This is a genomic window from Mangrovibacter yixingensis, assembly GCF_020523985.1.
Classification (GTDB): Bacteria; Pseudomonadota; Gammaproteobacteria; order Enterobacterales; family Enterobacteriaceae; genus Mangrovibacter; species Mangrovibacter yixingensis.
In genome coordinates this window covers 1,972,987-1,999,143 of record NZ_JAIVKM010000001.1, presented here as the reverse complement: position 1 = coordinate 1,999,143, position 26,157 = coordinate 1,972,987, and the positions used below count along the sequence as shown (strand labels likewise).

25 protein-coding genes and 1 tRNA gene are annotated in these 26,157 nt (G+C 50.1%); 19 read left to right on the top strand and 7 right to left on the bottom strand.

Annotated elements, in window-relative coordinates; all coding sequences use genetic code 11:
* Positions 1-21 precede the first annotated feature (21 nt).
* The 3 genes from LC084_RS09270 (at position 22) to ompL (ending at position 3,626) form a co-directional block, all read left to right on the top strand.
* Positions 22-1,404 carry an MFS transporter gene (locus LC084_RS09270; RefSeq protein WP_226570860.1) on the top strand — a complete coding sequence of 461 codons (1,383 nt, stop codon included), beginning with the start codon at positions 22-24 and terminating at the stop codon, positions 1,402-1,404.
* A 41-nt stretch (positions 1,405-1,445) separates the two neighbouring features.
* Complete coding sequence (locus LC084_RS09265; RefSeq protein ID WP_226570859.1) at positions 1,446-2,867, top strand: MFS transporter; 1,422 nt, start codon at positions 1,446-1,448, stop codon at positions 2,865-2,867.
* 66 nt (positions 2,868-2,933) lie between these two features.
* Positions 2,934-3,626 carry a porin OmpL gene (ompL, locus tag LC084_RS09260; protein ID WP_226571192.1) on the top strand — a complete coding sequence of 231 codons (693 nt, stop codon included), beginning with the start codon at positions 2,934-2,936 and terminating at the stop codon, positions 3,624-3,626.
* 456 nt (positions 3,627-4,082) lie between these two features.
* Here the strand turns inward: ompL and LC084_RS09255 are convergent, their stop codons facing one another.
* Positions 4,083-4,979, bottom strand: a complete 897-nt coding sequence (locus LC084_RS09255; protein WP_226570858.1) for a LysR family transcriptional regulator — start codon at positions 4,977-4,979, stop codon at positions 4,083-4,085.
* A gap of 272 nt (positions 4,980-5,251) precedes the next feature.
* Here LC084_RS09255 and LC084_RS09250 point away from each other — a divergent pair, with 272 nt between their 5' ends.
* The 6 genes from LC084_RS09250 to LC084_RS09225 all read left to right on the top strand — a co-directional run bounded on the left by LC084_RS09250 (position 5,252) and on the right by LC084_RS09225 (position 9,704).
* Positions 5,252-5,464, top strand: a complete 213-nt coding sequence (locus tag LC084_RS09250; protein ID WP_226570857.1) for a tautomerase family protein — start codon at positions 5,252-5,254, stop codon at positions 5,462-5,464.
* The gene (locus LC084_RS09245; protein WP_226570856.1) at positions 5,461-6,270 is read left to right on the top strand and encodes a 2-keto-4-pentenoate hydratase; all 810 of its coding nucleotides are present in this window, start codon (positions 5,461-5,463) and stop codon (positions 6,268-6,270) included. The genes LC084_RS09250 and LC084_RS09245 overlap by 4 nt, the downstream gene beginning before the upstream one ends.
* Entirely contained in the window at positions 6,267-7,040 is a 774-nt protein-coding gene (locus LC084_RS09240) for a 2-keto-4-pentenoate hydratase (RefSeq protein WP_226570855.1), read from the top strand. Before LC084_RS09245 ends, LC084_RS09240 begins: the two co-directional genes overlap by 4 nt.
* A gap of 13 nt (positions 7,041-7,053) precedes the next feature.
* Positions 7,054-8,016 (top strand): acetaldehyde dehydrogenase (acetylating), encoded by a 963-nt coding sequence (locus LC084_RS09235; protein ID WP_226570854.1) that lies wholly within the window; start codon positions 7,054-7,056, stop codon positions 8,014-8,016.
* Between the two features lie 8 nt (positions 8,017-8,024).
* Positions 8,025-9,044 (top strand): 4-hydroxy-2-oxovalerate aldolase, encoded by a 1,020-nt coding sequence (gene dmpG / locus LC084_RS09230; RefSeq protein ID WP_226571191.1) that lies wholly within the window; start codon positions 8,025-8,027, stop codon positions 9,042-9,044.
* Between the two features lie 72 nt (positions 9,045-9,116).
* Complete coding sequence (locus tag LC084_RS09225) at positions 9,117-9,704, top strand: hypothetical protein (RefSeq protein WP_226570853.1); 588 nt, start codon at positions 9,117-9,119, stop codon at positions 9,702-9,704.
* A 254-nt stretch (positions 9,705-9,958) separates the two neighbouring features.
* Here the strand turns inward: LC084_RS09225 and LC084_RS09220 are convergent, their stop codons facing one another.
* From LC084_RS09220 to LC084_RS09210, 3 genes are all read right to left on the bottom strand, one after another.
* Positions 9,959-11,224, bottom strand: coding sequence for a gallate dioxygenase (locus LC084_RS09220; protein ID WP_226570852.1), 1,266 nt, complete (start codon positions 11,222-11,224; stop codon positions 9,959-9,961).
* 14 nt (positions 11,225-11,238) lie between these two features.
* Positions 11,239-12,618, bottom strand: coding sequence for an MFS transporter (locus LC084_RS09215; RefSeq protein WP_226570851.1), 1,380 nt, complete (start codon positions 12,616-12,618; stop codon positions 11,239-11,241).
* A gap of 247 nt (positions 12,619-12,865) precedes the next feature.
* Positions 12,866-14,089 (bottom strand): LysR substrate-binding domain-containing protein, encoded by a 1,224-nt coding sequence (locus LC084_RS09210; protein ID WP_226570850.1) that lies wholly within the window; start codon positions 14,087-14,089, stop codon positions 12,866-12,868.
* 129 nt (positions 14,090-14,218) lie between these two features.
* Here LC084_RS09210 and galB point away from each other — a divergent pair, with 129 nt between their 5' ends.
* The 5 genes from galB (at position 14,219) to LC084_RS09185 (ending at position 18,830) form a co-directional block, all read left to right on the top strand.
* The gene (galB, locus tag LC084_RS09205) at positions 14,219-14,953 is read left to right on the top strand and encodes a 4-oxalmesaconate hydratase (protein WP_226570849.1); all 735 of its coding nucleotides are present in this window, start codon (positions 14,219-14,221) and stop codon (positions 14,951-14,953) included.
* Entirely contained in the window at positions 14,953-15,669 is a 717-nt protein-coding gene (locus tag LC084_RS09200) for a 4-carboxy-4-hydroxy-2-oxoadipate aldolase/oxaloacetate decarboxylase (RefSeq protein WP_226570848.1), read from the top strand. Before galB ends, LC084_RS09200 begins: the two co-directional genes overlap by 1 nt.
* Before the next feature lie 2 nt (positions 15,670-15,671).
* Positions 15,672-16,754, top strand: a complete 1,083-nt coding sequence (locus LC084_RS09195) for a 4-oxalomesaconate tautomerase (protein ID WP_226570847.1) — start codon at positions 15,672-15,674, stop codon at positions 16,752-16,754.
* Positions 16,755-16,767: 13 nt separating this feature from the next.
* On the top strand, positions 16,768-17,637 hold the full coding sequence (locus tag LC084_RS09190; protein WP_226570846.1) for an NAD(P)-dependent oxidoreductase: 870 nt from the start codon (positions 16,768-16,770) through the stop codon (positions 17,635-17,637).
* A gap of 305 nt (positions 17,638-17,942) precedes the next feature.
* Positions 17,943-18,830, top strand: coding sequence for a LysR family transcriptional regulator (locus tag LC084_RS09185; RefSeq protein WP_226570845.1), 888 nt, complete (start codon positions 17,943-17,945; stop codon positions 18,828-18,830).
* Positions 18,831-19,008: 178 nt separating this feature from the next.
* Here the strand turns inward: LC084_RS09185 and LC084_RS09180 are convergent, their stop codons facing one another.
* Positions 19,009-20,184: a YbfB/YjiJ family MFS transporter gene (locus LC084_RS09180; RefSeq protein ID WP_226571190.1), complete on the bottom strand. Its 1,176-nt coding sequence runs from the start codon at positions 20,182-20,184 to the stop codon at positions 19,009-19,011.
* Between the two features lie 492 nt (positions 20,185-20,676).
* On the opposite strand from LC084_RS09180, the gene LC084_RS09175 reads away from it, so the two are divergent.
* Entirely contained in the window at positions 20,677-21,795 is a 1,119-nt protein-coding gene (locus LC084_RS09175; RefSeq protein ID WP_226570844.1) for an alkene reductase, read from the top strand.
* Positions 21,796-21,810: 15 nt separating this feature from the next.
* Positions 21,811-22,125 carry an ArsR/SmtB family transcription factor gene (locus LC084_RS09170; RefSeq protein ID WP_226570843.1) on the top strand — a complete coding sequence of 105 codons (315 nt, stop codon included), beginning with the start codon at positions 21,811-21,813 and terminating at the stop codon, positions 22,123-22,125.
* A gap of 53 nt (positions 22,126-22,178) precedes the next feature.
* On the opposite strand, the gene LC084_RS09165 is transcribed toward LC084_RS09170, so the two are convergent.
* Together LC084_RS09165 and LC084_RS09160 are read right to left on the bottom strand one after the other, a co-directional pair.
* Positions 22,179-22,589: an ASCH domain-containing protein gene (locus tag LC084_RS09165; RefSeq protein WP_226570842.1), complete on the bottom strand. Its 411-nt coding sequence runs from the start codon at positions 22,587-22,589 to the stop codon at positions 22,179-22,181.
* Positions 22,590-22,829: 240 nt separating this feature from the next.
* Positions 22,830-22,905: transfer RNA gene (locus tag LC084_RS09160), tRNA-Asn, on the bottom strand.
* Positions 22,906-23,113: 208 nt separating this feature from the next.
* On the opposite strand from LC084_RS09160, the gene LC084_RS09155 reads away from it, so the two are divergent.
* From LC084_RS09155 to LC084_RS09145, 3 genes are all read left to right on the top strand, one after another.
* Entirely contained in the window at positions 23,114-24,553 is a 1,440-nt protein-coding gene (locus LC084_RS09155) for an EmmdR/YeeO family multidrug/toxin efflux MATE transporter (RefSeq protein WP_226571189.1), read from the top strand.
* A 50-nt stretch (positions 24,554-24,603) separates the two neighbouring features.
* Positions 24,604-25,008 carry a DUF1090 domain-containing protein gene (locus tag LC084_RS09150; RefSeq protein ID WP_226570841.1) on the top strand — a complete coding sequence of 135 codons (405 nt, stop codon included), beginning with the start codon at positions 24,604-24,606 and terminating at the stop codon, positions 25,006-25,008.
* 227 nt (positions 25,009-25,235) lie between these two features.
* Positions 25,236-26,087, top strand: a complete 852-nt coding sequence (locus LC084_RS09145) for a 5'-nucleotidase, lipoprotein e(P4) family (protein ID WP_226570840.1) — start codon at positions 25,236-25,238, stop codon at positions 26,085-26,087.
* The last annotated feature ends 70 nt before the right edge of the window (positions 26,088-26,157 follow it).

The window sequence follows — 26,157 nt, the reverse complement described above, 5'->3', positions numbered from 1 at the left end:
GCGGGCACATGGAGAACGATAATGAGTCAACCTGATGCCAATCCGGCAACCCTGCGCTTGCCCTTTAAAGAAAAACTCGCCTACGGAATGGGGGATTTAGGCTCTAATATCCTGTTGGATATTGGTACGCTCTATTTACTTAAGTTTTATACCGATGTGCTGGAATTACCTGGCACATATGGCGGGATTATTTTCCTGATTGCCAAGTTTTTTACCGCATTTACCGATATGGGAACCGGTATTTTGCTCGATTCACGGCGTAACATTGGCCCGAAAGGCAAGTTTCGTCCCTTTGTGCTTTATGCCGCCTTCCCGGTGACTTTGCTGGCTATTGCCAACTTCGTTGGTACACCTTTTGAGATTACCGGTAAAACAGTGATGGCAACGGTGCTGTTCATGATGTATGGCCTGTTTTTCAGCATGATGAACTGTTCATATGGTGCCATGGTGCCGTCGATTACCAAAAACCCGGATGAACGCGCTTCGCTCGCTGCCTGGCGCCAGGGGGGGGCGACGTTAGGTCTATTGTTGTGTACCGTTGGTTTTGTACCGGTGATGAACCTGATAGAAGGCAATTCTCAACTGGGCTATATCTTTGCCGCCACGCTGTTTTCCCTGTTCGGCCTGTTCTTTATGTGGTGGTGTTATGCCGGGGTAAAAGAGCGCTATTCCGAAGCTAAACCTGCCAGCGCACATCACAAGCCTGGTTTGCTGCAATCATTCAGAGCCATTGCTGGTAACCGCCCGTTGTTTATTCTGTGTATTGCCAACCTGTGCACCCTGGGTGCTTTCAATGTGAAACTGGCAATCCAGGTGTATTACACCCAGTATGTACTGAACGACCCAATACTCCTGTCCTGGATGGGTTTTTTCAGCATGGGCTGTATCTTTATTGGGGTCTTTATGATGCCGGGAATGGTCCGGCGCTTTGGTAAGAAAAAGGTTTATATCGGCGGCCTGCTTATCTGGGTGGCAGGTGATTTACTGAACTACTTCTTTGGTGGCGGTTCAGTCAGTTTTGTGGCCTATTCCTGCCTGGCTTTCTTTGGCTCGGCATTTGTAAACAGCCTTAACTGGGCACTGGTTTCCGACACCGTGGAATATGGTGAATGGCGTACTGGTGTGCGGTCTGAAGGCACGGTTTACACCGGTTTTACCTTCTTTCGTAAAGTGTCTCAGGCGCTGGCCGGGTTTTTCCCAGGCTGGATGCTTACCCAGATAGAGTATGTTCCCAACGTTGCGCAATCCGCGCATACCATCGAAGGGTTACGCCAGCTGATCTTTATTTACCCTTGCGCACTGGCGGTTATCACCATTATTGCCATGGGCTGTTTCTACAATTTGAATGAAAAAATGTATGTGCGAATTGTGGAAGAAATTGAAGCCAGAAAACAAACGGTTTAACCATACAGATAACGCCCTGCGGGGCGTTATGCGAGGCGATTATGTCCAACCACGATGCACTCACATTAAAATTGAGTTTGCGGGAAAAATTTGCCTATGGAATGGGGGACTTTGGTTCAAATTTGATGCTGTGTATTGGCACACTTTATTTATTAAAGTTTTACACAGATGAGCTTGGAATGCCTGCTTACTATGGAGGAATTATTTTTCTGGTTGCCAAGTTTTTTACCGCAGCCACCGATATGTTAACTGGCGTATTACTGGACTCCCGGCGCAATATCGGGGCAAAAGGAAAATTCAGGCCATTTATTTTATATGCCTCATTCCCGGTTGCGCTGGTTGCCACTGCACAGTTTTTAGCCACAGAATTCCCGCTGGTAGTTAAAACTGTGCTGGCGACAGCTTTGTTTATGCTATTTGGCCTGTTTTACAGCCTGATGAACTGCTCTTATGGGGCGATGGTTCCGGCAATAACTAAAAACCCCCATGAGCGTGCGCAACTGGCCGCCTGGCGCCAGGGCGGTGCCACGCTGGGGCTGTTGCTGTGCACTGTTGCCTTTATCCCCATCAAATCGCTGGTCACCTGGTCCCCCTCTGGGGGGTATTTGCTGACAGCGCTGTTATTCTCATTGTGCGGGTTGTTAAGCATGTGGTGGTGCTTTCGCGGGGTGAAAGAGCGCTATATTCAGGTATTACCTGAAGGCCATAAACCGGGAATTCTGAAGTCCTTCTGCGCTATTTTTAATAATCCTCCACTGCTGGTGCTGTGCATTGCTAATTTATGTACCCTGGCGGCATTTAATATCAAACTGGCGATTCAGGTGTATTACACACAATATGTGCTGAATGATATTCATCTGCTATCGTGGATGGGCTTTTTCAGCATGGGATGCATTCTGGTTGGGGTGTTATTAGTGCCCGCCAGTGTGCGGCGTTTTGGTAAAAAACAGGTATACCTTGGTGGGCTGTTTTTATGGGCTACCGGGGATTTGCTGAATTTCTTTTGGGGCAGCACATCGGTGTTGTTTGTGGCGTTCTCATGTGTGGCATTTTTTGGCACTGCATTTGTGAACAGCCTGAACTGGGCATTGGTGCCAGATACAGTGGATTACGGTGAATGGAAAACAGGTATCCGTGCTGAAGGATCTGTCTACACCGGGTATACCTTTTCGCGCAAAATTTCCGCGGCACTGGCCGGTTTCCTGCCTGGGATAATGCTCACCCAGATTGGTTATATTCCCAATATTGCCCAAAGCAGCGGCACCTTACTGGGCTTGCGGCAGCTCATGTTTATTTGGCCTGGTGGTCTGGCGGTGATTGCCGCAGTCACCATGAGCCTGTTTTATAAACTTAATGAGCAGCGTTTTGCCAGAATTATTGAGGAATTAAGTCAGAGAAAGAAATTTACCAAGGAACAGGAAAACCTGAGCAGTAAAGAAAAAGTCTCTACCGTAAACATCTGATAATAACCGCCGCCATTACCATCCTGATGGGTGGCGGCTTTCTGTACCTGAAATAATGAGAATATGATGAAGAAAATAAAATTAATGATGATATTATCCTCTGCAATATCAACCTCTGTTTATGCGGGCGCTTATGTAGAAAATAGAGAAGCGTATAACCTGGCAAATGACCAGCAAGAAATTATGCTGCGAGTGGGTTATAACTTCGATATGGGGGCCGGAATTATGTTAACCAACACGTATAATTTGCGGCGTAAAGATGAGTTAAAGCATGGCTATAATGAAATAGAAGGGTGGTACCCACTCTTTAAGCCCACGCCCCGGTTAACGGTTCAACCCGGCGGGCTGATTACCGATAAAAACGTGGGTTCCAGTGGTGCAGTGTATCTGGATGTGAACTATAAATTTACTCCCTGGTTTAACCTGACAGTGCGTAACAGGTATAACCATAATAACTATAGCTCGGTTGACTTAAACAATAAGCTTGATAATAACGATACCTATGAAATTGGTAGCTACTGGAATTTTATTATTACCGATAAATTTTCTTATACTTTTGAACCCCACTATTTCATTCGGTTAAATGATTTTCATAGCAGTAATGGTAAAGACCACCATTGGGAAATCACCAATACCTTTAAATACCGGGTTAACCAGCACTGGTTACCCTATTTTGAACTGCGCTGGCTGGACAGATACGCAGAGCCTTACCACAGAGAACAGAACCAGATTCGCCTTGGGGTGAAGTATTTCTTCTGATTGCAGAATCCTCTTTTATTGCCTTAATAACAATACAGCCACAATGCTGGTGTTGCCTGTGGCTGTATTGCTGGTATTCGTACATAAGAGGTGCTGCTAAAAACAGGCTATTAACAGTTCTGTTTTTTCAATTAATAATTGCTCGGTGTTTGTATAACCAAATGATTTTCGATGTTTGATTGCTGTTCAGGAAGCCAAAAAATGGCACCAGGCAAATGGTATACAGGTACATGGAGGGCATACCGGCAAGTAGTTCATGGTGATTGATAACAGCCAAATGCCGCCAGTTCTTTACAGGAGCAGGTGGTACACATACAGCAATCTGTTACGCGCGTCCAGGTTGATACAGAACAGGACGGCCATTTGTTAACCAGCGGGCCATTAAAACAGGGCTGCTTGCCAGTGGACACACCCGTTGGAAACAGCAGCCCCGGTTTATGTGTATCAACCCGGGCATTAGAACGCGTGCCGTGTAGCACGGATCAGGCTGAGAAATGCTGCCAGTACCGGAGATGTATCATCGCGCCGGTACAGACAATTCAGTTCAATATGCTTTAAATAACGGCAGGAGAGTGGCCGCCACACCACGCCGGGCAAACGGAGTTGTTCCGCAGATTCAGTGGTAATGCTTACCCCAAAGCGGTTGGCAACCAGTGCAATACAGGTGAGCACGTCATCAACTTGTTGTGTGACATTCAGATTCACCCCTTCACGCAGGAATGCTGAAGTAATAACCTGCATCAATCCGTACACCGGGGCATTGGGGTACATAATCATGGGTTCGCCATCCAGGTCTTCCAGGGTAATTGTGTGTTTGGCACTGAGAGGGTGACCATCGTAGAGCGCGACAATAAAAGGTTCCCGTCTCACCCAGTCGACTGCAATGTCGGCTTCCGTTGGCACCAGCCGGTTAAAACCAATGGTAATGCTTTTATCACGCAGAGCGATGAGCTGTTGTGTTTTACTCATTGAATAAATACCAATTTTTACTTCTGGCCGCGCTGAATGGAAAGCAGCCAACAATTGGGGGATAACATTGAGTACGCCAGAACTAAAAATACCGACGTTCAGTTTTCCCGTATATCCTTGCGCTGCCTGGCGGGCCTGCTCTGCGGCTTCAGTAGACAGGATTAATAACTGCCGGGCTTTCTCCAGCAACAAATCTCCGGCTGGTGTCAGCATGGCACCCTTTGGGGTGCGTATAAACAGTGGCGTGCCTACCTCAGACTCCAGTGCCTGAATAGTCCTTGTCAGTGGTGGTTGAGTGATATGCAGGCGTTCAGCTGCTCTGCCAAAGTTGCGCTCTTCCGCTAAAGCAACAAAAAAACGTAATTGTTTGAGTTCGATAATCACCTCCACGCAATTGATACTGATTCAGTATCACAACTATTAATTTGGCCTATTTTGCGTATCAGTCTGCGTCATTTCAGGCCTAAAAAGTGTGTGACTTCACACATCCTTAAACAAAATTCCGCTCAAACCATGCAATACCAAATACGTATTGCGTAGTGAAAAAAAAGGTATTGGACGGTATCAAAAAAAGGCAGGCATTCTTCCAGACAACACAGTGAAGCCGGGAGCCCCCGGATTGTTTCGTTATTCCTGTTAATCAATGAGGTACTGCTATGCCTGTGGTTCATATTTCTATTGTCGAAGGTCGTGACAGCGCAAAAGTGAAAGCGTGTGTAAAAGCGGTGGCGCATACGGTGTCGGAAATGCTGGGTGCACCTTTGGAAACCGTGCGTGTTTATGCCACACAAGTTCCGGCAGAACACTGGGCGGTAGGCGGTAAAACAAAAGATGAAATGTCTGCGCCTGCTGAGGGAGGTGCGCAATGACACCGTTGGAAATGGAAGAAGCTGCCGAATTGCTTCACTACGCAGCATTGAATCACCAGCCGGTTACGCCATTACGCCACCGCTGGCCCGATATGACCCAGGAACAGGCATATGCCATCGCACAGATAAATACCGCTCGTTACATCGCTGCGGGTGCCCGCCGTACTGGGTGCAAAGTGGGGCTGACATCGCGGGCGGTACAACAGCAACTGGGTGTGGACCAGCCTGATTTCGGCATCTTATTCAATCACATGGAATTTGGTGATAACGAAGTTATTCCGGCCAGTGCGCTACTTCAGCCAAAAGCAGAAGCTGAAATTGCTTTTGTACTTGGGAAAGATCTCAATCTGGGACATATCGTACTGAAGGATGTGCTGAGCGCTATTGAGTATGCCCTTCCAGCTATCGAAGTCGTTGGGAGCCGCATCGAAAATTGGGATATTCGCATTACGGACACAATCGCCGATAACGCCTCATCGGGTTGTTATGTGTTAGGCACAACACCTCGCAAACTGACAGATATAGACCTGCGCTTGTGCGGCATGGTCATGAGCCGTTGTGGTAACCCGGTTTCTACTGGTGCAGGAGTGGCTTGCCTGGGGAACCCGCTGAATGCTGTTGTTTGGCTGGCCCGCACTATGGTGGCTAGCAACACGCCATTAAAAGCCGGAGACGTTGTGTTGTCGGGGGCGCTGGGTCCCATGGCCGCAGTGACACCGGGTGATGTGCTGGATGTGCGTATCGATGGCGTCGGCGATGTTCGCGCCTGTTTTGAACCGTCTGATTCCGGGGAGGCCCTGGCATGAAAACGCAACAAGAAGTCGCTGCATTACTGGACGATGCGGCGCGCGAAGGGCACGCCGTTGCTCAGTTTGATCCGCAAGGCAAAACGTCTCTGGCAGATGGGTATGCCATTCAGGCAGCTTCTATTGCCCGTCGTCTTGCTCGTGGTGAGCAACGTACTGGCGTGAAAATGGGTTTCACCAGCCGGGCCAAAATGGCGCAAATGGGGTTATCGGATGTTATTTGGGGGCGGCTGACAGATGCGATGTTTATCGAGGAAGGTGGCGTAATGGATTTCAGCCGTTATGTTCATCCGCGTTGTGAACCAGAACTGGCATTTATTTTAAAAAAACCACTGGCGGGCAATGTAACTGCACCCCAGGCGCTAGCCGCAGTGGAAGCCATTGCGCCCGCCCTGGAAATTATCGACTCACGCTATCAGGATTTTAAATTTACCTTGCCCGAAGTTATCGCGGATAACGCTTCATCCAGTGGTGTGGTCATCGGACCGTGGTGCTCACCTCATCAGCCTTTCGATAACCTGGGGCTGACTCTGAATATCAATGGCAATGTCATGCAAGTAGGTTCAACTGCTGCCTTGTTGGGGCACCCGTTGCGTTCATTGGTGGCGGCGGCTCGGTTAGCGGCAGAGGCTGGTGAGCCCTTACAGCCTGGCTGGATTGTGATGGCGGGTGGCGTAACGGCGGCCGAATGGATCCACCCAGGCCAGTATGTTTCGCTCGATATGGCTCATTTGGGCAGTGCCGGATTTCATGTTCAGGAAACAAAGTGATGGAGAAAACAACATGCGTAAAGTGAAAGTCGCCATTATTGGGCCTGGGAATATTGGCACCGATTTAATGATAAAAGTGATGCGTAATGGCAAACACATCGAAATGGGAGCAATGGTTGGTGTGGACCCTGCCTCAGATGGTTTGGCACGGGCAGCCAGATTGGGTATACCCACTACATCCGATGGCATTGAAGGGTTACTGGGAATGCCCGAATTCCCGGAAATCGATATTGTGTTTGATGCCACGTCTGCCAGCGCACATGCACAACACAACGCCATTCTCCAGCCTTTAGGCCGCCAGGTTATTGATCTGACTCCTGCCGCGTTAGGCCCTTATGTGATTCCGGCTATTAATCTTGATACCGAACAACACGGCAACATCAATATGGTGACATGTGGAGGCCAGGCCACGATCCCCATTGTTGCCGCTGTATCTCAAATAGCGCGTGTACATTACGCCGAAATTGTCGCCACGATTGCCAGTAAATCGGCAGGGCCAGGAACGCGTGCCAACATAGATGAATTTACCGAAACAACTCGGGAAGCGCTCGAACAGGTTGGCGGTGCAGAACATGCAAAAGCCATCATTATTCTCAATCCAGCTGAGCCTCCAGTAAAAATGCGCGACACCATTTTTATGCTGACCGACAGCACTCATTTTGATGCGATACGTGACAGTATCCACGCGATGGTGGAGAGCGTGCAACGTTATGTGCCGGGGTACCGGCTTAAGCAGGATGTGCAGTTTGAAACCGTTTCTGCTGACAACCCGGTACGGTTGTCTCAGGGCGGTACACCCTTTATCAGTGGAACTAAAATCACGGTGCTCATTGAAGTTGAAGGCGCCGCCCATTACTTACCTGCCTGGGCAGGCAACCTGGATATTATGACTTCTGCGGCCTGTGCAAGTGCAGACCACCTGGCGGAGCAACGTATTGCCATGGGAATAGCGTTGGGTACAGAGGAGGCACTGTAATGAAAGCCATGACTGATACGCAGAAGAAAATCTATATCTCCGATGTCACGTTACGCGATGGTAACCATGCTGTACGTCATCAATACAGCCTGGAAAATGTGCGTGAGATTGCTCGCGCTCTGGATAAAGCCGGAGTCGATAGCATCGAAGTGGCCCACGGCGATGGCCTGCAAGGTTCCAGCTTTAATTATGGTTTCGGGGCTCATACCGATATCGACTGGATAGAGGCTGCGGCACAGAGTGTTGAACAGGCGAAAATTGCCACGTTGCTCATTCCGGGAATCGGGACGGTGAAAGATTTGCGCAACGCGTATGCGGCCGGTGCCCGGATAGTGCGTGTGGCAACACATTGTACTGAAGCTGATGTATCTCGCCAGCACCTTGAGTTTGCCCGTGATGCTGGTATGGATGCCGTCGGTTTTTTGATGATGAGCCATATGACCACGCCAGAGAATCTCGCAGCACAGGCGAAGTTGATGGAAAGCTATGGTGCGGCGTGCGTATATGTCGTGGACTCAGCGGGGGCGATGAATATGAATGATATTCGGGCGCGCTTTCGGGCACTAAAAGCAGTGCTGAAACCAGAAACACAAACTGGTATGCATGCACATCACAATCTTGGCTTGGGTGTGGCGAACTCGATGGTAGCGATTGAAGAAGGGTGCGATCGCGTGGATGCCAGCCTGGCCGGAATGGGGGCGGGTGCGGGGAATGCACCACTTGAAGTCCTGATTGCGGCGATTGATAAAGCTGGTATTTATCATGGCACTGATGTGTATGCACTGATGGATGCGGCAGATGACCTGGTTCGCCCATTGCAGGACCGCCCTGTGCGGGTAGACCGGGAAACGCTGGCGATTGGTTATGCTGGTGTTTATTCGAGTTTCTTACGCCATGCAGAAATAGCGGCCCGAAAATATAACGTCAACACAGTGGACATCTTGGTTGAATTGGGGCGGCGCCATATGGTTGGGGGCCAGGAAGATATGATTGTCGATGTCGCCCTGGATTTATGTCGTCAGGCGTAAACGTTGAACAATGCCCGCCAGCGTGCAGGTACTTAGAATAAAACGTGTCTGATAAGACTGGAGAATAACTTCATGAACACACTTACCCTACAAATATTATTAACTATTACTACTCTGGGCTACAGCCTGATCCCGGCCATTTTTGACAGTAATGATACCCATATGACTAATCCATTATGGGTTCCCCATGCACGGTTTCATGTGGTGTGGCAAGTTTGTAGTTATATCGGTATTGCTTTGATAGCGCTGTGGATGATTTGGGGCGTGGATTTTTCCGGCCATTTGTGGGTGGTCGCGGCGATGTCAGGGGCCATTTACGGGGGCTTTTTTATCGCAGTTTTTGCCCGCAAACGTTACGGCGGTGGCACCTATGATGTTAACGGTGTATTACCATGGCACCCACCCTTGTTGGGGCGTTGGTTCGCTTTTGAAGTCAATATTACGTTATTCAGTTCAACCGTGGTTTTATTGGGAATGGCTGTCGTCGGCATGTTGTTGCCCACAGGGGAAGTTCACACCTCACTTGGCTATGCCTTGTGGGGTGTAATGTATCTCCTCTTCATTCTGTTAATGGCCACTCTTATCATTTTTGTGGGGGCATTTATTATGGGGCGCCATCATCACAACCGTCAGGTTAGTAATGGCCGCTCTGAAGCCTGACTGCATGGCCCCACTGTAGTTATGTTTTTTCAGTTAAGGATGCCTGCCCTGATGGGGGCGCAGGGTGGGAAACAAGGAAGTTTTTTATTGCTATGAACATCATCCGTAATGGGTGTGGTTTTATTGGCGATTGCTCAAAGTAATCAGTAAATTCATTTACTGTATCCCTGGTGTTGTTATTTAGCTGGTCAATATTATTGCTACCTAATTATGGGGCGGGGGGATAACCCGCCCCATTTATCATTACGTGACCATTACCTGACTTCTTCTTTACCCGCTACTGAATATGTGACTTGCTGATTACGCGTTTTCATAAATTCTTCCAGTGAAACGCCGCGCATTGCTGCGTAAATATCCAGATTGGAACAGCCTGTTACCGCACCCAATTTCTCCAGCAGGAAAAAGCTGGCGCCATACTGAATCAGTTTGCGCCATTCCCGGTTCCGTACCATGGCGCATTCTTCTGGGGTCAGGCTTGCTTCAGCAAACATGGCATCCGGGGTCTTGCGAAAACGCTCACGCGGTTCGGGCTTAATCAACTGGTGTAAAAAACGATTCAGGCGCAGAGCCTCAAGACTTCTGGCCTGAGTAAAAGGATAAGTACCGCTTAACTTTTCAATGCCTGCCAACTGGCTTGCCATTTTTTGTTGGTGGCGCTTCATGCTGTCAACCGGCAACGTTCCGGCCTGATTTTCCAGAATAAGTGTTGCGATACCGGTCATTGAAGGTAAATAGTACGCCTGGTGTTTCTTCTCCACATTGGCCGACAACGCGCCGCGCATTACCAGCCACATTATTTCCTCCGCGCCTTCCATACCACTGTGTTCGGCATATTCAGCGATGGTCATTTCAGTGAGTTTTTCCGGGTCGTTGACCAGCAGTGACATAAACTGTTGATCCCATTCGACGTTATTAAAACCACAGCGTTCTCCATGAACCTGATGAGACAAGCCACCCGTCGCGACAATTGCCACATTAATATCTTCCGGGTAGCTTTCGACGGCGCGCCGTAGCGCCTGGCCTAACTTGTAACAACGGCGTGCAGTTGGAACTGGAAACTGTAAAACGCCCACTTGCAGCGGGATAACCCGGGTTGGCCACTCTGGCCTGAATGGCATCAAAGCGGAAAGTGGGGAAAACATACCATGGTCGAGCGGCTTATCCATAAAGAACGACATGTCGAACTCATCGCTCATCAGGCTGTTGCCAATATGACGTGACAGCGCGGCATCGCCTTTAATTGGCGGTAAATCGCGTGGGCCACCGCCTTCATCTGCCACATGATACTGGTGGTCAATACCGAGCGAGAACGCCGAGTAGTGATCGAAGAAAAAAGAGGTCACGTGGTCGTTGAAAATATAAATAAGCGCATCTGGTTTTTTCTCAGCAAGCCAACGCTGCATGGGGGCAAAACTGTCAAAAATAGGCTCCCAGGCACTGTCCTTCTGTTTGTTATGATCGACGGCAAAGCCGATGGTTGGGGTATGAGAAACGGCCAGGCCGCCAATGATCTTCGCCATAACGGTAACTCCACTTATCGGTTATTTAAGGTTTGCGACAGTGCCGGAATTTCGCCGAGTCCTGCGCCTTTTATTTTCATAGTGAGATGAATGTTGCGATGTAAAACAATACTGATAGCGGCAAACAGGGCTGGAAGGGCGAGAATAAAGAAAATTGCCGATTGCCCGGGGAATATACCCATTAAAAAACCGCCCAGGGTTGAACTCAGAATGGCGCCAATGCGGCCAATTCCGTGCATCCAGCTCACACCGGTGGCGCGGATCTCCGTCGGGTAATATGCAGGGGAATAGACCTGTAGCCCGTTTTGCGCACCATTAATGCACATACCCGTGATAAAGATAATAATGCCCAGTTCCACGCCGCTCATACCGAGAAGGCCTTGAGAAATCAGGCACAGGCAGCCAATAAAATAGACCACTCCAATTACCCATTTAGCGCGGAATTTATCCATCAGCGCGCCAACAATAATGCCACCAAGCGGGCCGCCAAGCTGGAACAGCCCGGCGATGATTGCAGCCTGCTCCAGTGATATACCGCCTGAACGCATAATGGTGGGCAGCCAGCCGTTCAGCAGGTATATAACAAACAGCCCCATAAAATAGGTTAGCCAGAGAATGATGGTGCCGGGCGCAAAGCCATTGCGAAACAGTTCGGTAATTGTGCTGTGGCGTTTTACCGCAGGGGAATTAAGGATAAACGCGTTGTCGGCGGTGAAAGCGCCCCCCATGCGATTGAGCAGGGCGGCGATTTGCGCGCGCGGGGCCTTGCGAACCACCAGGTTGAGTGTGGATTCAGGCAGTAACCACCCCAGTACCGGCAACAATAACAGGGGGAGAGCCCCGCCAAAAATCAGCGCAGAAGACCAGTGGTAATGCGCCAGTAACCCGGCGGCAATAAATCCCCCCAGCCCTGCACCGATGTTAAAGCCACTGAACATCAGCGTGATCATCACACCTTTGCGGCGTTCAGGCATATATTCTGCCAGCAGCGTTACGCAGTTAGGCATTACCGCACCTAAACCGAGACCAGCAATAAAACGCAGCAGCGCCATGTGGGCAGGCGTGTTGGCAAATGCGCAGGCGAGGCTGAAAGTTGAAAATATCAACACTGACAGCAGAATAACTCGCTTGCGGCCATAGCGGTCTGATATGGGCCCGGCAATAAGAGCACCAAGTGCTACACCAAACATGGCTGCACCCAGAATTGACCCCATTGCGGCGCGGCTGATACCCCACTGTTCAATCAAGGCTGGCGCGATAAACCCCATCACGGCTGCGTCGTAGCCATCAAACATAATGATAATCAGGCATAGCGCCAGAACCCGCCACTGAAAGGGCGAGATGGGCCGGGCATCGATCCACTCTTTTATGTTAACCATATTATTTACTGTCATCGGGTACGCTCTCTGCTGTCTTTTATGCCATTAGTGGCAGCTATCGTTGTGGTGAGAGGAAAGTAACAATCCAGTAACAAGTTAAGCGGGGCGAACAGCAGTGTCTGTCAAAAAAGGCTTTTAGAGGTATGAGTTAGCTTTATATTGTGATGGGTTTAACAAAGTTAAAATATGGTGAAAACAGCGCTAGAGCCCACTAATTTAGCTTTCTGGCGCTAAGAAAATTAAGCCGTTATATGAATTTTCTTTAGGCTTCTGCACTCATTACCTCGTTAATACAATGCAGCAAAGCTTTTGCGGCGGGGGAATGCAGTGCCCCCTGGCGAAACGTTAAACCGATTTCACGGCGTGTATCCGGCAAGTTAAACATCAGTGGGGTAATTATCCCGGCGCGCAATTCGTAATCGAGTTGATGTGAAGAAACGGCAGCCACCATATCTGAATTCAGCAAAAGCCCGCGCACTATTGCCAAATCGCCGCTTTCCACCACCGGTTGCGGTGGCTGCATTCCTGAAGCCTGAAATGCCCGGTCCAGCAGGTGGCGTGCCGGGGTGTTATCCCGTGGCAGGATCCATTTCGTCAGCGCCAGATCATCTGGCGTGAGTTGCCGCCCGGCCAGAGGATGCTGGGGGCGTGCCAGCAAAATAAGTTCTTCATCAAACAATGTCTGGTTGTCAATATCCGGTACGGTATCGTTTTGCCTCAACGCACCAAGGATAAAATCGATATCGCCTGAACGCAGTTCCGTGACCAGTGAATTGAAGGCGCTTTCATTGGTTATCACTTTTACGCCAGGGTGACGGGCGACCAGCAGCGCAATCGCCTGCGGCAATAAACTACTCCGGCACAGCGGGAGTGCGCCCACATGCACTGTGCCGGTTAACACACCTTGGTATGCTGCAAGGTCTTCCGGTATGTGGCGCAGTTCATTGAGCGAGCGGCTAATAAACGGCGCCATCTCACGCCCCGCGGCGGTTGGCATCATGCCTTTGGGTGTGCGCTGAAACAGTGTGACACCGGCACCTTTTTCAAGAACTTTCAGCGCAGCACTGACGGCAGGTTGGCTGATACCAAGCGAATTCGCCACACTTTGCGTGTGATGAAGCCGGTACAACGCAAGGAAGATTTGCAGGCGTCTGAGGTTAAACAGCCAGACAGGCTCTACTTCATCGTGCCGGTGTTGTGGCTTAAATTTACCGGGCAACAGGGCAATCTGCTGCAGTTCCCGTATTGCTTGCTGCGCACGTGGCAGAACGCATTTTCCCATCTCAGTTAACAACATCCCGCTCGACTGACGTTCGAATAATGGCGTGGCTAAAGTGTGCTCAAGATCACGTATAGAACGCGTGATGGCAGACTGGGTACGAAATAATTTATTCGCTGCTTCAGAGACCGTTCCCCGTTCTGCAATCATGCAAAATGCTCTTATTTGCATGATTTTAATTGTGTTTTCTTCATTCTTTGTTTTCATTTTTGCCTCTGGCTGTATGAGGTATGAATCACAACATAAATAAAATTCATAGCTCACGCAATGAAAGGCATTATTCGTGTTTTGCTCCCCATGTCAGGATAAAAAAAACAGCAAACGCAGGGTGAAATGATGCAAGAGAATACAAAAAAGAGTGCTTTAGTTGTCAGTGCACATTCCGCTGATTTTGTCTGGCGTGCAGGCGGTGCAATTGCTTTACATGCCTCTCAGGGGTACGACGTGCATGTGGTATGCCTTTCGTATGGCGAACGTGGCGAATCGGCAAAATTATGGCGCAAAGGGAACATGACCGAAGCCATCGTCAAGCAGAACCGGCAGCAAGAAGCTGAAGCCGCTGCGGAAATTCTCGGTGCCAGCATTGAGTTCTTTGACCTGGGTGATTACCCGTTGCGTGCAGATAAAGAGACACTGTTCCGCCTGGCTGATGTTTACCGCAAAGTACAGCCACACTTTGTTCTGACCCATTCCGTAAACGACCCTTATAACTACGACCATCCGCTGGCAGCCAACCTGGCTCAGGAAGCGCGCATCATCGCCCAGGCCGAAGGCTACCGCCCAGGAGAGCCGATTATTGGTGCACCCCCGGTATATTGTTTTGAGCCGCATCAGCCGGAGCAGTGCAACTGGAAACCGGATGTGTTGCTCGATATCACCGCTGTGTGGGATAAAAAATACGCTGCAATTCAGTGCATGGCCGGGCAGGAGCATTTGTGGGAGTACTACACGCGGGTTGCCTTACAGCGCGGTGTTCAGGCTAAGCGTAATGTGGGTATCGCATCGCCAAAAGTTATTACCCACGGTGAAGGCTATCAGAGCCTGTTTCCACGAGTAACGGAGGTCTTGTAATGAATCTGGTCAATAAAAAAGGCATTGTGGTGCGGAACATTGCGCGTGCTGAACGCCAGCAACTTTCCCGTTTCGCCTCCTATGGCGTGGCAACGGTTCACGAGGCTCAGGGGCGTTGCGGTTTGCTTGATGCCCGGGTGCGGCCTGTTCAGCAAAACTGTTCAGTTGCAGGTAGTGCCGTGACCGTGCTGGTTACGCCCGGAGACAACTGGATGTTTCATGTGGCGGTGGAACAGTGCCAGCCGGGAGACGTGTTGCTTGTTGCACCCACTTCCGATTGCCATGACGGTTTTTTTGGTGACTTGCTGGCGACGTCGCTACAAGCGCGTGGTGTGGTAGCGCTGGTGGGCGATATCGGTATTCGCGACAGCCAGACCCTGCGCGATATGAACTTTCCCGTCTGGTCTCGCGCTGTTTATGCCCAGGGCACCATTAAAGAGACGCTTGGTTCAGTTAATGTGCCTGTGATTTGTGCCGGGCAACTGGTGAACCCCGGCGATATCATTGTTGCCGATGATGATGGTGTGGTTGTTGTTCCACTCGCACAGGCTGCAAAGGCGGATGCCGCTGCACAACAGCGCGTTGCCCTTGAAGAAACTAAGCGCAAGCGGCTCGCCGCAGGAGAACTGGGGCTGGATATTTACCAGATGCGGCCGAAGTTGGCAGAAAAGGGACTACGCTACATAGATTCCCTCGAAGATTTGCAGAATCTCTGACTATGAAACAGACCTTAATTCCCTGCGTATTAATGCGTGGCGGCACGTCAAAAGCCGCCTGTTTTCTGGCGTCAGACCTGCCGGCAGATCACGCGGCCCGCGACAGTGTGTTGCTGGCGGTAATGGGTTCACCCGACAAGCGCCAAATTGATGGTATCGGCGGGGCAGACCCGCTAACCAGTAAAGTTGCGATTGTTTCAGCATCAACACACCCTGATGCGGATGTGGATTATCTGTTTGCCCAGGTGAATGTGACCAGTGCTGTGGTCGATTACGGGCAAAACTGCGGCAATATTCTTGCCGCAGTGGGACCATTCGCTATTGAAAAGGGGCTGGTGGCCGTGCAGGGCGATGTAACTCTGGTGCGTATTTTCATGGTGAATACTGGTCAAATTGCCGAAGCGCGCATCGCGACACCAGATGGTGCTGTGGAGTATGAAGGTGATGTGTGCATTGATGGTGTACCCGGCTCTGCCGCGGAACAAGTGCTGAATTTTCAGGATATCGCAGGTTCAAGCTGTGGGGCGTTACTGCCAACAGGCAACGCACGGGACAGCTTTGATGGCATAGATGTCACCTGTATTGATAATGGTATGCCCGTGGTACTGATCCGGGCGGCTGACCTGCAACGCACCGGGCTGGAATCCCGAGAACAACTGGACAACGACGAAGAGCTGAAAGCGCGCCTGGAATCAATACGTTTGCAGGCGGGAGTGCATATGAATCTTGGTGATGTTGAGCAACGTACAGTGCCGAAAATGACACTGATTGCCGCGCCGACACGCAATGGCGCTGTTACCACACGTACTTTTATTCCTCACCGCTGCCATGCGTCAATTGGGGTGTTGGGCGCGGTGAGCGTTGCCACTGCCTGCCTGATTCCCGGTTCGGTAACGCAAGGGCTGGCCCAGGTCACCCCGGCGCGCCAGCAACGCCTGGCAATAGAGCACCCCGGCGGTGAGTTCAGCGTTATGTTAACGCGAGATGAAGCAGGTAACGTTACTAACAGTGGGCTGATTCGCACTGCACGTTTGTTGTTTGACGGGCGAGTGGCGATCCCGGGTTCATTGTGGTCCGGTAACTAAATAGGAGATAAAAATGCAGATTGCGATTGTCGGCTTTGGCGAGGCCGGGCAAATTTATGCCACTGATCTGGCGGGCAAGGCTGATATTACTGTTTGGGACAAAAAATTCACAGGCCCGCAAGGGGATGCTTTGCGCGAGCGGGCCATACAGTCTGGCGTGCGCCCAGCGGGTTCGCTGGCAGAGGCACTGGAAGGCGCGCATCTTGTACTTTCTCTGGTAACCGCCTCGAATGCGCTGGAGGTGGCCGGGCAGGCGGCTCTGTTACTGCACCAACGCCAGGTGTTCCTTGATTTTAACTCGGTGTCCCCCGAAACAAAGCGAGCGGCCGCAAAAGCGATATCCGCAGGTGAGGGTGAATACCTGGATGTTGCGGTCATGGCACCGGTTCCCCCCAAACGCCTGCATACGCCGCTGCTGGTTGGCGGCACAGTAGCGCAGGCTGTGGTGCAAACGCTGTGTTCATTGGGCTGCAATGCCCGTGCAGCCAGCGAAAATATTGGTGATGTCTCGGCTATCAAGATGTGCCGTAGCGTAATGATCAAAGGCCTTGAAGCGCTAACTACTGAATGCCTGAGTGCTGCACGGAAATATGGCGTAGAAGACGCTGTTTTGGCCTCACTGCACGCTAGTTTTCCATCCCTTGGCTGGGATGATGCGTTACCGCACTATCTCATAAGCCGTGTTGCTGAGCATGGTGTCAGGCGTGCTGAAGAAATGGGCGAAGTAGTGAAAACGTTACAAGATGCAGGTGTGAGCGCGGTAATGAGCCACGCAACACAGCAGGCGCAGTCTGCACTACCGGCCAGAATGGCCGAACATAGTATCAGTTACAGCGAATTAGAACCTTTTAACTGGCAGGCTGCGTTGGGCAGGCTCGAATAACATACACCTTTTCAGGCGCGGTGGCGTACCGCGCCATCAATTTCCTCTTATGCCGTAAACTGCCATTTGGTTATTGTTGAATATGGCATATCTACCGGGGCAGTTTGAATCCGACTTTTCTGGCTGCTGAAGCCACGTCAGGAATGAAAATACCGTGATGATTACCTGAATAATAGAGTGGAAGATGTTGCCGTCGCACTGAATGTTATTCATTTTATTACCTGCTTGAAGTCATAGACAGGGAGAGCATAAAATCTTCGTCAGAGACCAATTGGTCTGTATCGTTTCTAAAATGAGAATACAGAATGAATCATACCTCTCTGGAGATTTTCCAAATTGTTGCAGAAGAGCTGAGTGTGGTCAAAGCAGCCAGACGCCTTGGCCGGGTGCAATCCAATGTGACAACCAGGATCCAGCAGCTTGAGGAAGAACTGGATGTGCAGTTGTTTATACGGGAAAGCAAAAAATTAAGACTTTCCCCTCAGGGCAAAACATTCCTGGCCTATTCAAAAAGAATTCTCAGCCTTGCAGAAGAGGCGCGTCAGAGCCTTCACCCAGTGACCCCTAATGGGATTCTGGCGCTGGGGGCTATGGAATCCACCGTTGCGAGCCGGCTTGCCGCTCCTCTTGCCGCCTTCAGCCAGTCTTGCCCCGGAGTAAAGCTTACGCTCAGCACAAACCCTACCAGGCAACTGATGGAGAAGGTTATCTGTTCAGAACTGGATTGTGCGCTTGTCGCGTTGCCAAAAGGCGAAAGCTCAGCGGTGGTCTGCCCTGAGAGTCTCGATTTCCATCCGCTTTATCTGGAAAAACTGTTGCTTGTCCTGCCAGCAACAATGGGCAAGGTAAAAAAGATTGAGGACATAACAGAGGGGCATTTGGCCACGTTTGCCAAAGGCTGTACCTACCGTGAGATGACGGTCGGTTTATTGAGCCAGATACCAGGAAAGGGAGAAAACATTCTGATCCAGGAGGTTAACTCTTATCATGCCATGCTTGCCTGCGTTGCATCAGGAGCCTCCATGTGTTTGCTTCCTGAGAGTGTTCTGAGCCTGTTACAGTTGCCTGATGGGCTTACTGTTCTGGATGCTGGTACAGCAACAACTCAGTTTATCTGGCGCAGAGACTTCAGTTCACCAGCTATGGACAAGCTGCTTTCTGTATTAAAGAACACCACCAATTTAACAGCATAATATGAATCCCGGCAGGCGGGACTCACTCATGTATTCTTTCTTTATTACTTAAGGTTTGCCGTAGCCTGGCAGAGAATAAGGTTCGTCATATATTGGGTGACATGCCTGCAGGTTAAATTCTCTAATTGACTGATATTCATGCTTCTCTGTGTATTCATCATAATTTCTGGTCTGCAGCTTAACGACTTTGGCCCACGTCAAACGCCACAATAAAACCGGCAACAAGCAGGGAGATGGCTGCCGTAATCAGTGATGGGTTAAACGAACGGGTAACAGCATAGAGTTCTCCAGCAATCAATGGTCCAGCTATCTGCCCGATACCATACAAAGCAGTCATGGCGGCAATCATGTTAAAGTTCACCACATCAGCCAGATACTTAGCCCTGGGCATGGCTATAGTTACGGTGCCCATAAAAGTAAACCCAACCAGCAATGCACTGGCCAGGCAGAATATCAGTCCATGACTGAAGACCGGCAACAGTACGCCAGCCGATTGAATAAACAAATTCAGCATCAGACTCCGGCGATAGCCATAACTCAGCACTATTCGGTGCCAGACAAAACATGACGGGACGGCAGCAAGGCCAAAGATAGCCCATACATGAACAGGATCGATACCCGCAAGTGAGCCTGTGAGGAATAACGGAAGATAAGTAGCGGTTATAATATAGCCAAAACCGGCCAGGCCATAGACTGCCAGTAATTTCATGGCTGCTGAACGCGTTCGCCCTTCCGTGCTCACTGTTGAATGATCAGGTTTATGGTAGTCAATCAGCGTATCAGGGGGGCTATTAAGAAGCCGGAAAATTATTGCGTAAAGAAGCCCGGCACTCACCGCACAGACGCTCCATATTGCCTGGCTTGATAAAGCCATTGATTTACCCAACGCTATGCATTCTGCAGAAATAAAGATCCCCAACCCAACACCAGCATACATAAGTGGAGCACCGTGGGCGTGCTTCATATGCTGCAATAACCACAGAGAGGCAGATACCAGGCTTATGGCACTGAATATGCCAGCCAGGCCTCTGACCAAAATAATGCCAGGGGGAAATTGCAACCAGGCAAGGGCGACAAGGCAGGCAAGTGAGGCCAGTACAGACCCTGCACACAGATTTCTGGCATCAGCCGGGCGTGCTTTAGCCAGCATCAATGCTCCGGCGAGATAACCAGCATAATTGGCAGAAGCGGCCAGATTTGCCTCCGTCAGGCTGAGCAGATGCTCATGCAACATGACAGGAAGAATGCCGGTGAAGGCAAACCGCCCATACCCCATCCCTATAATAAGAACCACACACGCGGCTACAGAAAGCAAAAATGCTTTCGTTTCCGGTCGGTAACGCAACACAGAAATCATTTTATCTCCTTATAGCTCTGGCATATCACATCTGTATTCTCATATTGAGAATGTTTTATTAAATAAATTCTCAATAAATGATTACATGCGAGTCTGGGTAAAGCAACAATCTGGTGCGAGAGATAAAGAAGGTATGACGAATTGCGTGACTGGCTTGCAGTACATGAATGAGGTGTATATCCAGACACTGTGGACTGTTACGTAAGGTTGTAGATAACGTGGGTTACCTGTTTTTAACCCGATAGGTGGAAATGTATCGCTCGCTGGTGGATCGCTAACTGCTATGAGTCTGTAAAGAGCAGTACATGTACTGGTTATGCGGGAGATGTACACACATTTGCCGATATTCACGGCATTTTGGCCTCTGTATGAAATATTTTTTGAACCAGACGAAGGGGATACAGTGCAGGCAAAATTACAAAAATGCATTTACATATTTAAATCTTTAAATATAATGACGCCACTTTATCGCATCAAAGGATGTTAATTATGTCATCACTTTTTAGCCCTTTAGCCCTTGGTGGCTTTCAGTTACGCAACCGCATTGCCCTGCCACCGTTAACCCGTTGTCGTAGCGAACAGCCGGGAAACATCCCTGGCGATATGATGGTGGAATACTATCGTCAGCGGGCCAGTGCTGGTTTCATGATTACCGAAGGTACGCAGATTGAACCGCGGGGACAGGGGTACGCCTGGACTCCGGGTATCCACAGCGAAGCGCAGATTGCTGGCTGGAAAAAAGTGGTTGATGCCGTTCATCAGGAAGGCGGTACCATTTTTTGCCAGCTTTGGCATGTTGGGCGCGTATCGCACAATGCGCTTCAGCCTAATATGCAGCCACCTGTTGCCCCTTCTGCTGTTACTGCTACAGGTGTAAGAGTCTTTATTCAAACCGGACCAGGCACCGGTATGCTTACTGCTCCCAGCGAGCCACGCGAACTGACTATCCGGGAAGTGAAAGAGATTGTAGAGCTTTACCGCATCGCAGCGGAAAATGCCAAAAAAGCTGGTTTTGACGGTGTAGAACTTCACTCTGCCAACGGGTATCTCATTAACCAGTTTATCTCTGAACATACTAATTTCCGTACTGATGAATACGGCGGCTCACTTGATAACCGATTGCGTTTCCTGCGTGAAGTGACTGAAGCAGTCAGTTCGGTGTTCGGTAGCCATCGTGTTGGCGTGCGTTTTGCCCCCTTATTTTCGAGTACAGATGAAGAGAGGGTTTATTTGGGGTTGGTTGAAAGTGATCCTCATGCCACTTACATCCGTGCCGCAGAAGTTCTGAATGAGCTTGAAGTGGGTTATCTGTCGATAGCCGAAGCGGACTGGGATAATAGTCCGGATATGCCGGAAAGTTTCCGTGCTGCACTACGTGAAACTTTTCATTCTCCGATTATGTATTCTGGTCGTTATACGCAGCAAAAAGCCGAACTCATTCTGGAAAAAGGCTGGGGAGATTTGTTTGGGTTTGGGCGCACCTTTATCGCTAACCCGGACTTACCTGCACGGATTAATGAAGGTTACCCATTAAATAGTGCAGATCAATCCACTCTGTATGGCGGTACTGAGAAAGGGTATACTGATTACCCTGTTTATTCTTCCTGATGTTTGTGAGGCGGCATGTCACCGGAAAATGCCATTAAGTTACTGGCCAACCCCACACGGGTTGCTGTGCTAAAGTGGCTAAAAAACCCTGAAGAAGCATTTGCTGATTATTCCCAGCTTTTCCCCTTCGAACAGTATGGCGTCTGTGCCAGTCTCATCCAGGACAAGGCGGGCTTATCACAGCCCGCAACTTCATTGTGTCTGAAAAGCCTTTTTGATGCGGGTCTGCTTGAGGCCAGCAAAGTGGGTAAATGGACTTATTACCGCCGTAATGAACCGCGTATACGCGAGATTACCGGTGCAGTTATTTTGTCTTTGCAGGAATTGTAATATTGGCGTGATAAATACATGCAAGGCTAATGTGCGGCCCATTATTTCTTAAATCAAAGAACTTCAACCACCTCGAATTCTTCTGCAACCAGCTCCATATCATCGGAGTAAGAACCTTCGCGGATAAAAAAACGCTGATGTTCTTTCCGCCAGTATTCAAGGCTTAAATCACCTTCGCCTTCTTTCCTGGCAAACTCTTCAGTAACATCACAAAAACGCACCAGTCTCAATGAAAGCAGCCGGATAACGCATACTGGAACGTCTTCGCCATTGAGAATAATGTTATAACTTCCTATTCTGGGCGCAGGCTCTTCTTGCTGAAAAGCCGACAATGAGCCGCAAGAGGCAGTTTTAATCCCTCTTAGCACCAGGTTAGCAAGTTCATTAGCCAGCTCTGGGCTGTCACCAATTTGCCACGCATTCGCATCCGGGTACTTTACCTTTAATTCTTCAACCGTACTCATCGCAATTCCTTCCATGCAATATGTTAAAAGGCGAATTATAGACTTATTTAAGATGAAGTTGACGGGCCACTGGGAACTGAAGTGAATCCATTTTCCTGAAGGAAATCTGTGGGCTGGCACGCAGGAGCTACTGCCGGGCACTTGTCAGAAGATAAATTGTGGGGTGAAACGCAACGTACAGCCGTCCTCACCAAACCCCACAAAAGCAAAAAGCCTGCTCGTAAGCAGGCTTCTTAAATTTGGCTCCTCTGACTGGACTCGAACCAGTGACATACGGATTAACAGTCCGCCGTTCTACCGACTGAACTACAGAGGAATCGTGTGGAGGCAATCATAGCGGCGAAAAAACAATTGTCAAACCTAAATCGCCAAATCCACGCCAAGTGGCGATTATCTCAGCAGCTCGCTGGATTATCAGACAAATAACGCCGAAAATCCTTTGCAGGAATACGAATACTCCCTCATCATTTAAAACTGGGTTTCAACATTCTGTTTGTGAGTCCAATTTGAAAGTACTTTCCGCAATGCACCAGCGCGTGGTGGCGACACACTGGTACCGTAATCGTAAGAGTTATCGCGTTTTGTTTTGGCGGGAAGTTACGCCGCTTGCTATCCCCATTTTGATTGAAAACACCTGTGTACTGATGATGGGTGTGCTGAGCACATTCCTGGTCAGTTGGCTGGGTAAAGAAGCCATGGCAGGCGTGGGCCTGGCAGACAGCTTTAACATGGTTATTCTGGCGTTTTTTGCTGCGGTTGATCTCGGTACTACGGTGGTGGTGGCCTTCAGCCTCGGCAAGCGCGACCGAAAACGCGCACGGGCGGCGGCACGCCAGTCACTGGTGTTAATGACCCTTATTGCGGTGTTGATGGCAGTGGTGATTCACTTTATGGGCGAGCACATTATTAATGTGATTGCCGGTGAAGCGGCGCCCTCGGTGAAAGCACTCGCACTTACCTATTTGCAACTCACCGCCTGGAGCTACCCGGCTGCGGCAATCGCCTTAATAGGCAGTGGCGCATTGCGTGGGGCAGGCAATACCAAAATACCGCTGTTGATCAATGGCGGTATGAATATCCTCAATATTATTATCAGTAGTTTACTGATTTACGGTTGTTTCTCCTGGCATGGCCTGGGCTTTATTGGTGCCGGGCTGGGGCTGAGTATTTCCCGTTATATTGGTGCCTTCGCCATTATTTGGGTGCTGATGGTGGGGTTCACCCCGGCTATTCGTATTCGCCTGAAAAGCTACTTCAAGCCGCTTAATTTCGGCATTCTGGTGGAAGTGCTGGGGATTGGTATCCCGGCCAGTATTGAATCCGTGCTGTTTAATGGCGGCAAGTTGCTCACCCAGGTGTTTGTCGCTGGGATGGGCACAGATGTTATCGCCGGTAACTTTATTGCGTTTTCAATTGCCGGGATTATTAACCTGCCCGGTAACGCCCTGGGCTCTGCTTCTACCATTATTGTGGGTAAACGCCTGGGGAAAGGCCAGATAGGGCAGGCAGAACGCCAGTTACGCCATGTGTTCTGGCTGGCAACGCTCGGGCTAACCATTATTGCCTGGGGTAGTGCGCCATTTGCCGGGCTATTGGCCTCGTTCTACACCCATGAGCAGGATGTAAAAGATGTGGTGAAAATACTGCTCTGGCTGAATGCCTTATTTATGCCGGTTTGGGCGGCATCCTGGGTGCTGCCTGCGGGCCTGAAAGGTGCGCGTGATGCCCGTTATGCGATGTGGATTTCTATGTTCAGCATGTGGGGTGCCAGGGTTGTGGTTGGCTATGTGCTGGGCGTTGTGCTGGGGTTTGGCGTGGTCGGTGTCTGGTTGGGGATGTTCTTCGACTGGGCGGTGCGGGCGGTTTGTTTCTACTGGCGTATGGCGAGCGGCAAATGGCTGTGGAAATACCCAAGGCCCGCAAAACAGGCCGTTGAACAACAGCCAGTTGAACAGAATCAGTAAACCGTTGCCAATGAGTGGCCGGTAACAGCAGTACCTATAAGGAGCTTGTGATGAGTAACAAAACCACCCGCTGGGTAACCGCATTGATGCTGGTTGTCCCTGTTCTGGCAGCCCCTGGGCTTGCACAGGCAGCCACCAGCCAGCTTACCGGTTGTGCCGCGAAGCAACACGAAATCGAGCAGCAATTAATTCATGCCAGGGCGCAGGGGAATAACGGGCCGGTTAAGGGCCTTGAAAATGCGCTGCAGAGTGTTAAAGATCACTGTACAGACGAGGGCTTGCTGAAAAAACGCCAGGCGAAAGTACAGCAAAAAGAACGCGAAGTACAAGTGCGAACCCATGAGCTACAGGAAGCACAGGCTTCCGGACGGCAAGATAAAATAAACAAGCGCCAGCGAAAACTGGCCGAGGCACAGGCAGAACTGGCTGAAGCCCAGGCAGAACTCGCGAAGTAACCTCTCTTTTCTGGTAAACCCCCAACACCCGTGTCAGGTAACTGCCATGGGTGTTGGGGGTTTAACGCCGCTCTGGCACAAATGCTTACTGATTTTTCAGGATTTTCTGCATAACACGCTGGTTTTCCTGGCTCAGATTGCTAACGTTAACTGCGCACAGTTTTAAACTGTGTTCCCATAATTTAAACGTGCTTTCTCGTGGCGAAAATAAGGATAAAGGTAGCCCCATGAAAAAACCGATTTTGCAGGGTATCGGCGCGGCCGTCATTCTGGCTTTGGCCGGGTGTGCCGCACCACAGCAAGGTGCTCAACAGCCATCAACCCAGTCACAACAAACCATTCAACAAACCGCTCAGCAGCAACTGGCCGGGCAGTCTGTGTTGGCGGTGAACTGGTTCCAGCAGTCTGGTGAATACCAGGCACTGGCGTGGCAGGCTTTTAACAGTGCGCGCCTGGCGTTTGATGCCTCGGCCCATAAAGTGAAAGGCCGCCGGGCGGTCATTGTCGACCTGGATGAAACCATGCTGGATAACAGCGCATACAGCGCGTGGCAGGCTAAACACGGGCAGCCTTTTAGCGATAAAACCTGGTCTGAGTGGACACAGTCCAAACAGGCGGTAGCTGTACCCGGTGCTGTGCAGTTTGCCCGTTACGTGAACAGCCATGGCGGCACAATGTTCTATATTTCCAACCGAGATGCCAAAGACAGCGCGGCTACCAAAGCCAATATGGAAGCACTGGGCTTCCCTGGTGTTAACGACAAAACCCTGTTGCTGAAAACAGACAGCTCGAACAAACAAGCGCGTTTCGACAGCGTGAAAGCCAGTGGCTACCATGTCGTGTTATATATTGGCGATAACCTCAATGACTTTGGGGCGGCGACATACCATAAAGACAACGCGGCTCGCCGCCAGTTTGTCAGCGACAATCATGCACGTTTTGGCACCGAGCTGATTGTGCTGCCAAACCCGTTGTATGGCGACTGGGAAAGTGGCATGGCACCGGGCTATTTTAAACTGACACCAGAGCAAAAATTGCAGGTGCGCGAAAATAACCTGCGCGCCTGGTCCGGGCAGTAATTCTTTACATAATGACTAACGGGCCTGTGGCACTCACCCTGCCTCAGGCCCGTTAGATGTTGATTAACCC